Origin of the sequence: Micromonospora sp. NBC_01740 (genome assembly GCF_035920365.1) — a bacterium.
GTDB classification, from domain to species: domain Bacteria; phylum Actinomycetota; class Actinomycetes; order Mycobacteriales; family Micromonosporaceae; genus Micromonospora; species Micromonospora reichwaldensis.
The window spans coordinates 6,874,467-6,886,057 of sequence record NZ_CP109150.1; the positions used below are offsets into that span (position 1 = coordinate 6,874,467).

10 protein-coding genes are annotated in these 11,591 nt (G+C 74.3%); 5 read left to right on the top strand and 5 right to left on the bottom strand.

What is annotated here, in order from left to right; all coding sequences use genetic code 11:
- Positions 1–58 precede the first annotated feature (58 nt).
- From OG989_RS29875 to OG989_RS29895, 5 genes are all read right to left on the bottom strand, one after another.
- On the bottom strand, positions 59–1,468 hold the full coding sequence (locus OG989_RS29875; protein ID WP_327029164.1) for a flavin-containing monooxygenase: 1,410 nt from the start codon (positions 1,466–1,468) through the stop codon (positions 59–61).
- Positions 1,469–1,559: 91 nt separating this feature from the next.
- Positions 1,560–2,267, bottom strand: a complete 708-nt coding sequence (locus OG989_RS29880; protein ID WP_151454535.1) for an endonuclease/exonuclease/phosphatase family protein — start codon at positions 2,265–2,267, stop codon at positions 1,560–1,562.
- 10 nt (positions 2,268–2,277) lie between these two features.
- A complete protein-coding gene (locus tag OG989_RS29885) occupies positions 2,278–3,225 on the bottom strand; it encodes an ROK family glucokinase (protein ID WP_151454534.1) in 948 nt (315 codons plus the stop codon).
- A gap of 76 nt (positions 3,226–3,301) precedes the next feature.
- On the bottom strand, positions 3,302–3,946 hold the full coding sequence (locus OG989_RS29890; RefSeq protein WP_151454533.1) for a hypothetical protein: 645 nt from the start codon (positions 3,944–3,946) through the stop codon (positions 3,302–3,304).
- A gap of 31 nt (positions 3,947–3,977) precedes the next feature.
- On the bottom strand, positions 3,978–4,433 hold the full coding sequence (locus OG989_RS29895) for an SRPBCC family protein (RefSeq protein ID WP_151454532.1): 456 nt from the start codon (positions 4,431–4,433) through the stop codon (positions 3,978–3,980).
- A 194-nt stretch (positions 4,434–4,627) separates the two neighbouring features.
- On the opposite strand from OG989_RS29895, the gene OG989_RS29900 reads away from it, so the two are divergent.
- From OG989_RS29900 to OG989_RS29920, 5 genes are all read left to right on the top strand, one after another.
- Positions 4,628–6,430 carry an AMP-dependent synthetase/ligase gene (locus OG989_RS29900; protein ID WP_327029165.1) on the top strand — a complete coding sequence of 601 codons (1,803 nt, stop codon included), beginning with the start codon at positions 4,628–4,630 and terminating at the stop codon, positions 6,428–6,430.
- Between the two features lie 14 nt (positions 6,431–6,444).
- Positions 6,445–8,139, top strand: a complete 1,695-nt coding sequence (locus tag OG989_RS29905) for a sensor histidine kinase (protein ID WP_327029166.1) — start codon at positions 6,445–6,447, stop codon at positions 8,137–8,139.
- A gap of 7 nt (positions 8,140–8,146) precedes the next feature.
- A complete protein-coding gene (locus OG989_RS29910; RefSeq protein WP_007072219.1) occupies positions 8,147–8,815 on the top strand; it encodes a response regulator transcription factor in 669 nt (222 codons plus the stop codon).
- A gap of 194 nt (positions 8,816–9,009) precedes the next feature.
- Positions 9,010–9,819 (top strand): SAM-dependent methyltransferase, encoded by an 810-nt coding sequence (locus OG989_RS29915; protein WP_151454480.1) that lies wholly within the window; start codon positions 9,010–9,012, stop codon positions 9,817–9,819.
- Positions 9,820–9,934: 115 nt separating this feature from the next.
- Positions 9,935–11,590, top strand: a complete 1,656-nt coding sequence (locus OG989_RS29920; RefSeq protein WP_327031264.1) for a putative bifunctional diguanylate cyclase/phosphodiesterase — start codon at positions 9,935–9,937, stop codon at positions 11,588–11,590.
- Position 11,591 lies beyond the last annotated feature (1 nt).

An 11,591-nucleotide genomic window follows, 5' to 3' on the forward strand; every position in this document is an offset into this window, starting at 1 on the left:
CACCGCGCCCACCCTTCGTTCGCGACTGCGGGGCTCCGCTGCGCTGCACTCCTCGCGCTCACCGGGAAGCCTCCAGGTCGAGCAGCGCGCGTTGGACCGCGCGCAGGTAGTCGGCGTGGCCCACCTCGAACCAGTGCCGGCTGCTGTCCTTGACGGGCCCGGCGTAGCGCTCCCCCGCCTTCGCCGACACCCGGGCGGCGAAGGCCGCCGCCCGGTCGGGACGGGTCACGCGCAGCCGCAGCAGCCGGGCGAAGAGCACCGACTGCCAGTGCGACAGGGGGAAGATGCCCGAGTCCGGCTGCACCAGCCCGGCCACGGCCAGCGTGGGACGACCGGGGACGAAGGCGTTCAGCCAGAGCTTCGGGCGGCCCTCCCCCGCGTCGTCGCCGAGCACCTTCGGGTCGAGGAACTCGAAGCGCGGCAGGTACCCGGTGGCGAAGACGACCAGGTCCGGGTCGATCTCCCGGCCGTCGGAGAGCTCGACGGCGTACGGGTGGAAGCGGACGACGTCCGGCACCGGCGCGATCCCGCCGTGGCCCACGTAGTAGACGAGCTGGCTGTTGGCGATCGGGTGCGTCTCGTAGACCCGGTGGTCGGGCTTCGGCAGGCCGAACCGGGTCAGGTCGCCGACGGTCAGCCGCAGCGTCCAGTGGTAGAGCCACTGCCGCACCCGCAACGGCACGCGCAGCGCCAGCAGCGCGTCGTTGACCTGGTCGGCGGGGCGGCCGAGGACGTACTTCGGGGCGTACCAGTAGCCCCGGCGGGTCGAGTGCCAGCAGCGCGACGCCTGCTGGGCGGCCTCGACGGCGATGTCGCAGCCGGTGTTGCCGGCGCCCACCACCAGCACCCGCTTGCCGCGCAGTTGCGCCGGGTCCTTGTAGGACGAGGCGTGCATGACCTCGCCCCGGAACTCCTCCAGCCCCTCGTAGCGGGGCAGCTTCGGCGACCAGTTGTGGCCGTTGGCGATCACCACGGCCGCGTAGCGGGAGGTGCGTTCCGGGCCGTAGCCGCCGGTGCTGCGGGTGGTCACGTCCCAGCGGTCACCGGCCACGGGCTCCACCCGGACGACCTCGGTGCCGAACCAGATGTGCCCGCGCAGGTCGAAGTGGTCGGCGTACCGCTCGAAGTACGACAGCAGCCGGCTGTGGTGCGGGTAGTCCGGCCAGTCGTCCGGCATCGGGAAGTCGGGGAACTGGGTGAACGGCCGCGACGAGATCAGGTGCGTGCTCGCGTACACCGGGCTGCGGTCGTGCCGCCAGTTCCAGGCGCCGCCGACGCCGGTCTCCCGCTCGTAGCAGTCGACGCCGAAGCCGTGTTCCTTCAGGTTCTTGATCGCCGTCAGACCGCTGGCCCCCGCGCCGACGACGCAGACGGTGTCGCCCCGGTCGGAGACCGGCCGGCCGTCGCGGGTCAGGGCGAGAGTGCTCGCCTCCGGGTCGGGCCGGCCGTGGTCGGTGGAGGTGGACACCGGGATCTCCTTTTGTGCGGCACGAGTGCCGGGTCGCGCAGCATCCTCTCCACAACGGAGCGGGTTGTCCAGCCCCGGCCGCGACGGACGGTCAGTCGGCGGCCGGCAGCAGCAGGTCGACCAGGACCGGGAAGTGGTCGCTGGCGCGGCGGGTCTGCGGGGTGTCCACCACGTCGTAGTCGACCACGGTGATCCTCGGATCGACGAAGAGGGCGTCGATGCGCCGCCGGGGGTCCGCGCAGGAGTAGGTGAGCCGGTCGGCCCGGTCCATCGCCACGGCGGCGTCGGACAGCCCGCGCGCCACAGTGGCCCAGGCCGGCCCGTCCGGCCCTTCGTTCAGGTCGGCCGCGGCGACCACCGGGCTGGTGGCGGCGTCCAGCTCGCGCTTGAACAGCGCGGCCTGCGCGGGCCGCTCGGCCGGGTCGGTGGACAGGTGCGACCCGGCCAGGGTGAACCGGGCCGCCCCGGCGACCACGCACTCGGCGTACGCGGCGCCGCGCAGGTGCCGGCCGGGGGTGAGCGGGAAGCGCTGGCAGCGGTCGGCCACCACCCGCACCCGCAGGCTGGTCAGCAGCAGGTTGCCGAGCGCGGGCAGCCCGCCGGCGGCCACCACCAGGCCGAAGGACTCCGCCAGCGCCGCCGACTTCTGCCGCCACCGGAACCGGCGCGGCCCCTCCTGCACGATCACCACGTCCGGCCGGGCGTCGCGGACCACCGCCGCCAGCGCGGCCGTGTCGTCGCGCTGGCTGTGGATGTTGTACGACACGACGCGCAGCGGCACGCCCGAACTCTGCGTCACGGTCACCGCCTCAGATCCGGCGGGCCAGGTCGGCGGCGCCGATGACGCCGGCGGTGTTGCCCAGCTCGGCCGGGCGGATCTCGGCGACGGGGAGGCGGCTGCGCTGGGCGAGCGCGTCGGCGAACGACCGGCGGGTCGGCCCGAGCAGCAGGTCCCCGGCCTCGATCACCCCGCCGCCGACGACGAGCACCTGCGGGTCGAGGATCTGCGCCATGTCGGCGAGGCTGGTGCCGAGCCACCGGCCGACCTGCGCGAACGCCTCGGTGGAGACCGGGTCGCCGGCCTGCGCGGCGGCGGTGACCATGGGCCCGGTGACCGCCTCGGCCTCGCCGCCGGCCAGTTCCAGCAGGCCGGTGGCGCGGTGCGGCTCCTGCCGGGCGGCGGCGCGGGCGAACCGCACCAGGGCGCTGCCGCTGGCGTACTGCTCGATGCAGCCGAGCCGGCCGCAGCCGCACTGGTGGCCGTCCGGCACCGTCAGCATGTGGCCCAGCTCGGCGGCGATGCCGTTGGCGCCCCGCAGCAGTTCCCCGCTGAGCACGATGCCGCCGCCGACGCCGGTGCCGATGGTGAACATGACCATCGAGTCGTCGGCCTCGCGGGCCGCGCCGTAGCGGAACTCCGCCCAGGCCGCCACGTTGCCGTCGTTCTCCACGATCACCGGCAGGCCGGTGGCGGCGCTGACGTAGTCGCGCAGCGGCTCGTCCCGCCAGGCCAGGTTCGGGGCGAACAGCACGGTCGAGCGGCTGGCGTCGATCCAGCCGGCCGCGCCGATGCCGACCGCCTCGATCGCGTGCCCGGAGGCCAGCTCGCGGACCAGTTCGATGATGACGTCGCGGGTCTTGGCGACGTCGTCGGCGGGGGTGTCCCGTCGGGCCTGCACGAGGACCGTGCCGGCGGCGTCCACGACACCACCGGCCACCTTCGTGCCACCGACGTCGACTCCGATGGTCAGCGTCACCGCCGCCACTCCCCTCTGCTGTGCTGCCCGCACCGGCGCCGGCGGACGACCGGCGCGTGGTCGGGATGTGCGTTGGTCAGGCCCCGTCGCCCGGGGGTTGTCCGCCCTCGTCCCCCGGTGCCCGGGACGTGGGGACCACGGGCCCGTCGGTGGACGTCCGGACGGTCCCCGGGGCGGCCTGCCCGGCGACGTCGACGGGCGGTACGGCGGCCGGGGCGGCCTCGTCCTCCGCCCGCGTGGCGGCGGACCAGACGTCCCGTTCCGGTGCCGGCTGAGAATCATGCCCGCTACGGGTGGCCTCGCGCCACACGTGGTCGTCCCCGCCACCCGGAGCCGGGGTGGCCGCCGGCCCGGCGGGGGCGTCGGCGGAGGGCTCGGGCGGGGTGAACGCGCGCAGCAGGCTGGCCACCCCGGCGGCCAGGTCGCCCGCGCCGGTGGCGAGGCGCTCGGCGAACTCGGGACTCGGATCGCGCAGGGCGGCGATGCCCCGGCAGACCGGGCAGACGCAGCATTCGGCCGCGCCGGTGGCGAAACCGCCCGCGGGCGGCCCGGCCGACGCACCCGGGCTGCCGCTGTGACCGAGGACACTCGACACGATCCCACCGAGCGGACCCCACTGGCCGCCCTTCGAGCCGGCCGCGGCCAGCCGGGCGGCGGCCAGCGCCGTGGCGACCAGACGTTCGGCCTCTTCCCGGGCCGAACCCGGATCCGTTGCACCCATGGTCGGCTCCCCTACCCTGCCGCGGGACGCGTCACTGCGCCGCACCGGATGCTTCTACCCGGCGCTTGAGCTGCTTCAACGCGGTATCCATGATCATTTTTTCGGCCTTGCGGCGGAACATGCCGAGCATCCCGACGGAGAGCTCGACCTCCAGGGTGTAGGTCACCGTCGTGCTGCCGTCCTGGTTGCCGTCCAGGTCGTACGAGCCGCGCTGGAACTTCTGCATCTTCGAGGGCGCCACCAGGTGCCACTCGATCCGGGAGAGGTCCTCGGCGTACTCGTAGGCCAGCACGTACTCGTCGGCCAGCACACCGGCGTCGATCGTGAAGCGGACCTGGCTGGCGTAGCCGTCCTCGTACTCCTCGATCACCTCGACCCGCCGCATCGCCTCGGTCCACTCCGGGTAGCTCGGGAAGTCGCAGATGACCGCCGCCACCCGCTCCGGTGACGCGCCGACGACGATCGACTGGGTGGAGGTGTCCGCCATGCAGGGAGGCTACCCGGCACCGGCGGCGCCCACGCCGCGCCGCCCCCGGCACGCCGGATCGAAGCGTCCGGCGGCGACCGGCGGGCAGCCTGGGCGACCTGCCTTTTCGCCCCGGCCGCCGGGGCGGGTAGGTTTCGACGGAGCCGACCCGTGGTGGCGGCCCGCCCGGCCAGTGTGAGCACGAGGGAGTGCAGGTGCGCGAGTTCTCCGTCCCGCCGATCGTCACCATCGGCGACGCGGCCAACCTCACCGACCCGGTCTGGGACAACGCCGAGGTCGCACCGGACGCGGTCCAGTTCGTCCGCCCCACCGGCGCGGGGGAAACCTGGGCCGACGTCACCTGCCGGCAGTTCCGCGACGAGGTCGTCGCCGCGGCCCGGGGCCTGGTCGCCGCCGGCGTCCAGCCCGGCGACCGGGTCGGCCTGATGAGCCGCACCCGCTACGAGTGGACGCTGCTGGACTACGCGATCTGGGCGGCCGGCGCGGTCACCGTGCCGATCTACGAGACCTCCAGCGCCGACCAGACCGCCTGGATCCTGTCCGACTCCGGCGCGGTGGCCTGCGTGGTGGAGAGCAGCGCGCACGCCACCCTGGTCGCCGGCGTCCAGGACCGGCTGCCCGACCTGCGGCACGTCTGGCAGATCGACCTCGACGCCGTGGCCGAACTGGTCCGGGCCGGCGAGGCGGTCGACCCGACGGAGATCGACCGGCGGCGGGCCGCCGTCCGCGCCGACGACCTCGCCACCGTCATCTACACCAGCGGCACCACCGGCCGCCCCAAGGGCTGCGTGCTGACCCACCGGAACATGTACGCCGACATCGCCAACGCCGTGCCGGTGCTGCCCAACCTGTTCCGGCCGGGCGCCTCGACCCTGCTCTTCCTCCCGCTGGCGCACGCCTTCGCCCGGCTCATCCAGATCGGCGTGGTGCAGGCGCGGGCCACGATGCGGCACTGCGCGGACACCAAGAACCTGGTCGGCGAGTTGCAGGAGTTCCGTCCCACCTTCGTGCTCTCGGTGCCCCGGGTGTTCGAGAAGGTCTACAACGGGGCCAAGCAGAAGGCCGAGGCCGACGGCAAGGGCAGGATCTTCGCCCGCGCGGAGCAGGTCGCCATCGCGTACAGCGAGGCGCTGGAGACCCCCGGCGGCCCCGGCCTGGCCCTGCGCGTCCAGCACGCGCTCTTCGACAAGCTGGTCTACCGCAAGCTGCGGGCGGCGCTCGGCGGCCGGTGCCGCGACGCCATCTCGGGCGGTGCCCCGCTCGGCGCGCGGCTCGGCCACTTCTTCCGCGGCATCGGCGTGAACGTGTGCGAGGGCTACGGCCTGACCGAGACCTCCCCCGCCGCCGCCGCGAACCTGCCCGACGCCACCCGGATCGGCTCGGTCGGCCGACCGCTGCCGGGAGTCACCATCCGGATCGACGACGACGGCGAGATCCTGATCGCCGGCGATCTGATCTTCAAGGGCTACTGGCGCAACGAGGAGGCCACCGCCGAGGCGCTCAGCGCGGACGGCTGGTTCCGCACCGGCGACCTGGGCCAGCTCGACGACGACGGCTTCCTGAGCATCACCGGCCGGAAGAAGGAGATCATCGTGACGGCCGGCGGCAAGAACGTCGCCCCGGCCGTACTGGAGGACCAGGTCCGGGCCCACCCCCTGATCAGCCAGTGCGTGGTGGTCGGCGACCGGGCGCCGTTCATCGCCGCGCTGGTCACCGTCGACGAGGAGGCGCTGCCGCGCTGGCTCGCCTCGGCCGGCCTGCCCGCGGACACCCCCGTCGAGAAGCTGCGCGACCACGACGGGCTGCGCGCCGAGATCCAGGGCGCCGTCGACGCCGCGAACCAGGCGGTCTCCAAGGCCGAGGCGATCAAGGTGTTCCGGATCCTGCCCCGCGACTTCACCGAGGCGACGGGCGAGCTGACCCCGTCGCTGAAGGTCAAGCGGCAGGTGGTGCACAAGTCGTACGCGGCGGAGATCGCCGACATCTACCGGGCCTGACTACGATCCGTCACGTGCCCGCCTCGACGCCCCCCCGGCCCCAGCCGCAACCCCTCGCCGCCGCCGCGCGCGTGGTCATGCTGGCGCTCGTCGCCGTCCTGACCCTCTACGCCACGCACGACCCCGGCCAGCTCTGGTGGATCGCGCTGCTGGCGGTCGCCGGGCTGCCCGCCCTGCTGGCGCCCGAACACCGGCCCGTCGGCCCGCTCAGCCGGGTGGCCGAGGTGCTGGTGCTGGGGCTGGCCGCGAGCCAGGTCGCCGCCGTGGCCACCGTCGGCGGGGACGTCGGCGGGCTGGGCGCCTCGGCGGTGCTGCCCTACCTGGCGGTCCCGGTGACCGTCACCGCGCTGCGCCGCCGGTTCCGCGAGGGCGTCGCCCTGCTGGCCGTCGCGGCGGCCACCCTGCTGGTGGCGGGTGCCCTCACCGAGACCGACGGCCAGCGGCAGATCGGCGAACTCGGCTACCTGGTGATCTGCGCCCAGTGGCTGATCCTGGCCGGGCTCGGCCTCGCCGCCGCCAGCGGCCTGCACCGGGTCATGCAGGTCCGCAACGAGGGCAAGCCCCAGCCGTACGCCGAGGCGACCCGGCTGCTCACCCAGCTGCGTACCGTGGCCCGGCAGCTGCCCGGGGCCACCCTGGACCCGGGCGGCATCTCCGAGCACCTGCTGGAGGAGCTGCGCACCGTGGCCCGGGCGGACCGGGCGGCCGTGCTGTCGGCCAGCGGCGGCGGCCGGCTGGTGGTGCTCGCCCAGGTGGGCGTGGAACGGGTCGACTGGGAGACGACGCTGGACGCGGACTCGGCCATCGCCGACGCGTGGGCCAGCCAGCAGCCGCACACCGCCGCCCGCTCGCAGGCCCGGTCGCACCGCGGCGGCGACGTGTCCGCCCTGATCGTGCCGCTGGTGGCCGGGGTACGCACCGTCGGGCTGGTGGTGCTGGAGGCGGACGCGGCGCAGGCGTACCCGCCCGGCGTGGTGTCCCGGGTGACCGGGCTGACCCGCCCGGCCGCGCTGCGGCTGGAGGCGGCGCTGCTCTTCGACGAGGTCCGCTCGCTGGCCACCAACGAGGAACGGCAGCGGCTGGCCCGGGAGATCCACGACGGGGTGGCGCAGGAACTGGTCATGGTCGGCTACGGCATCGACAACGCCCTGGCGTACGTCGACGAGGACCCGCAGGAGACCGCCGAGGCGCTGCGCACGCTGCGCGGCGAGGTGACCCGGGTGATCACCGAGCTGCGGCTGAGCCTCTTCGAGCTGCGCAGCGAGGTGGACCGGCACGGCGGCCTGGCCGCCGCGATCGCCGAGTACGCCCGCACGGTCGGCGCCTCCGGTGGGCTGCGGGTGCACCTGTCCCTGGACGAGTCCACCGCGCGGCTGCCCGCCGCCACCGAGGCCGAGTTGCTGCGCATCGCCCAGGAGGCGGTCACCAACGCGCGCAAGCACGCGGGCGCGTCGAATCTCTGGGTCACCTGCGAGGTCGACCCCCCGTACGCGCAAATTGAAGTGTCGGATGACGGTCAGGGGATCGCTGACCAGCGGTCCGACGGGCACTACGGTCTTGCGATCATGGCCGAGAGGGCGGAACGTATCCGGGGCCGGTTGGAGATCAGGCCGCGGCAACCGAGCGGCACGACCGTGGCGGTGGTGCTCGGCTCCTCGCCCCGGCGCGATAACGTGCGCGGTAGCGCAGCGGCAGTAGAAGGGGAGTAACCCGAGGATGACCACAAGTCCGACACCGGCCACCCGTACCAAGGTCCTCCTTGTCGACGATCACGACCTGATCCGCAAGGGCCTGCGGCACGCGTTCGAGCGCGACCGGCAGTTCGAGGTCGTCGGGGAGGCCGCCACGGCGGCGGAAGGGGTGCGCCAGGCGGGTGCGCTGCAGCCGGACGTGGTGATCATGGACCTGCGGCTGCCCGACGGCAGCGGTCTGGAGGCCACCCGGGCGCTGCGCAAGTCGAGCGCCTCGATGGGCATCGTCGTGCTCACCATGTACGCCGGCGACGACCAGCTCTTCGGTGCCCTGGAGGCCGGGGCCAGCGCCTTCGTGCCCAAGACCGCGCCGGCGGACGAGGTGGTCGCCGCAGCCCGGCACGCCGCCTCCTCCCCCAGCGCCTTCACGGCCGCCGACCTGGCCGAGGCGATGAAGCGCCGGCTGGCCCCGTCCGGGCCGCAGCTCTCCCCGCGCGAGGGGCAGGTGCTGCGGCTGCTCGCCGACGGGATGAGCGTGGCGGGCATCGCCAAGCAGCTCTTCGTCAGCGAGTCCACCGCCAAGACCCACATCTCGAAGCTCTACGAGAAGCTGGGCGCGGCGAACCGGGCCCAGGCGCTGATGACCGCGCTGCGGCTCGGTCTGCTCGAGGCGCCGGACGCCCCGAAGTTCTGACCCGCTCCCGCCGGGAGCCCGACGACGTACCACCGACGGGTCCGCGACCGCCGAAGGGCGGCGCGGACCCGTCGTCGTCGCATCGAGCGGCGGCGTCGAAGGGCTCGCGGCGCGCTATGGTCTCCCGGGCGGTCAGCCGGCAGAATACCGGCGCGGGCAACGGTGTCCCGCACACCGACAGGAGGGGTGAACGCATGCAGCGGCCGGACTGGGCACCCGACGAGATCGACATCGAACGCCCCAGCGTGGCCCGCATGTACGACTACTACCTCGGCGGCTCGCACAACTTCGCGGTCGACCGGGCGGCGGCCCAGGCGATGGTGGCGGCGGTGCCGGAGGCCCCGCTGATGGCGCAGGCGAACCGGGCGTTCCTCCGCCGGGCGGTGCAGTTCCTCCTCGACGCCGGCGTCCGGCAGTTCCTGGACATCGGCTCGGGCATCCCGACCGTCGGTAACGTGCACGAGATCGCCCAGCGCGACGCCCCCGACGCCCGGGTGGTCTACGTCGACGTGGACCCGGTGGCGGTGGCCCACAGCCGGGAGATCCTGGAGGGCAACGACCGCGCCGTCGTGGTGCAGGAGGACCTGCGCCGTCCCGAGCGCATCGTCGCCCACCCCGACGTCCGCCGGCTGCTCGACTTCGACCAGCCGATCGCCGTGATGATCGTGGCGGTGCTGCACTTCGTGCCCGACGACGACCGGCCGGCCGAACTGCTGCGGACGCTGCGCGAGGCGCTGGCGCCGGGCAGCTACCTGGTGCTGTCGCAGACCAGCGGCGACGGCCGTGGCGACGACGAGCTGGCCGACGCCGAACGGGTCTACCGGCGGACCGACAATCCGCTGTGGATCCGCAGCCGCGGCGAACTCACCGCCCTCTTCGACGGCTTCGAGCTGGTCGACCCCGGCGTGGTCTGGGTGCCGCAGTGGCGCCCGGATTCCCCCGACAGCGCCGAGGACGCCGAGCGGGCGGCCTTCATCGGCGGCGTCGGGCGACTCGGTGGCTGAGCCGCCCGGGGCGACCACCGTCGCCCCGACCGGCACCACCGTGCGGCACCCGTCCTGCCCGGGCACCTTCGCCCGGGCATGGGCCAAGGCCGTCTCCGGCACCAGTTACCTGCCGATGACCCAGGCCCAACTGGAGGCGCTGCTGCAACGCCTCACCGAGGAACTCGCGGCGGCGCTGCTGGCCGAGCCGATCGACCTGCGGGTCGGCCACCGGGTGGGCACCGAACTGGTGGCCGCCCACATCGCCTCGGCCGAGGCGCTGGGTCGTACGGTCGAGGTCGTCCAGCTCCGGCTGGCCCGCGACCTCGGGCTGGTGGAGGAGGAGGTCGAGGACCGGCTGGCCCGGCTGCTGGCCGCCGTGACCACCGGTTACGCCCGCGCGATGCGGGACCGGACGCTGGACGAGCAGGAGACGATCCGCCGGGCCGCGATGACCGCCCGGGCGGAGGCCGAGCGGGCGTTGCGCAGCAGCGAGGCGCGCTTCCGCCACCAGGCCACCCACGACCCGCTGACCGACCTGCCCAACCGCACGCTGTTGACGGAGCGCCTCAGCGCGGCCATCGACTCGCCCGCCGGGGGCTCGGCGCGCCTCGGCGTCTGCTTCCTCGACCTCGACCGCTTCAAGGTGGTCAACGACTCGCACGGGCACCAGGTCGGCGACGGGCTGCTGGTGGCCGTGGCGAACCGGCTCCGCCTGGCCCTCGACGGGCACCTGGTCGCCCGGCTCGGCGGGGACGAGTTCGTCGTCCTGGTCGAGGGCACCACCGGCACCGACGACGCCGTCGCCGTCGCCGATGCCGCCCTCGCGGCGGTACGCGAGCCGGTGCTGGTGGACGGGCACGAGCTGAGCGTCTCGGCGAGCATCGGCATCGTCGAGCGGGAGGTCGCCGGCACCTCCCCCGGTGACCTGATGCGGGCGGCCGACAGCACGCTGCACTGGGCGAAGGCTGCCGGTGGCGCCCGCTGGGCGCTCTACGACGCCGACCGGGACCGCCAGGACCTGGCCCGGTACGCGCTCTCCGCGGCCATCCCCGCGGCGCTGGAGCGGGGCGAGTTCTACCTCGACTTCCAGCCGCTGACCTCGCTGCGCGACGGCCGGGTTCTCGGCATGGAGGCCCTGGTGCGCTGGCGGCACCCGGAGCTGGGCGTCCTACGGCCCGACAGCTTCATCGGGCTGGCCGAGGAGACCGGGCTGATCGTCCCGCTCGGCGGCTGGGTGCTGGCCGAGGCGTGCCGGCAGGCCGAGAGCTGGGCCGTCGGCACCGGGCCCGCCCCGTTCGTCAGCGTCAACCTGGCGGTGCGGCAGGTACGCCGCGCCGGTCTGGTCCAGGAGGTGCGCGCGCTGCTGCGGCACACCGGGCTGTCGCCGGAGCGGCTCCAGTTGGAGATCACCGAGAGCACGATGATGAGCACCGCCGAGGAGCCGGTCCGGGCGCTGCGGGTGCTCGCCGACCTCGGCGTCCGGATCGCCATCGACGACTTCGGCACCGGCTACTGCAACCTGGCGTACCTGCGGAACCTGCCGGTGACCGAGCTGAAGGTGGCCGGGGAGTTCGTGGCCGGGCTGCGGGCGCCGGAGGCCCGGGCCGACGAGCGGATCCTCGCCTCGCTCGTCTCGCTGGCGCACGCGCTGGATCTGACCGTCACCGCCGAGGGCGTGGAGACCGCCGGGCAGGCGGAGCGGCTGCGGGCGATCGACTGCGACGCCGGCCAGGGCTGGCACTTCGGCCGCCCGGACTCCGCCGAACGCGTCCTGGCCCGCCTGCGCTGAG

Excerpts from the sequence above, each read along its gene's own strand:
- OG989_RS29890 (WP_151454533.1), bottom strand. The coding sequence starts at position 3,946 with ATGGGTGCAACGGATCCGGGTTCGGCCCGGGAAGAGGCCGAACGTCTG.
- OG989_RS29895 (WP_151454532.1), bottom strand. The coding sequence starts at position 4,433 with ATGGCGGACACCTCCACCCAGTCGATCGTCGTCGGCGCGTCACCGGAG.
- OG989_RS29910 (WP_007072219.1), top strand. The coding sequence starts at position 8,147 with ATGACCACAAGTCCGACACCGGCCACCCGTACCAAGGTCCTCCTTGTC.
- OG989_RS29915 (WP_151454480.1), top strand. The coding sequence starts at position 9,010 with ATGCAGCGGCCGGACTGGGCACCCGACGAGATCGACATCGAACGCCCC.
- OG989_RS29920 (WP_327031264.1), top strand. The coding sequence starts at position 9,935 with ATGACCCAGGCCCAACTGGAGGCGCTGCTGCAACGCCTCACCGAGGAA.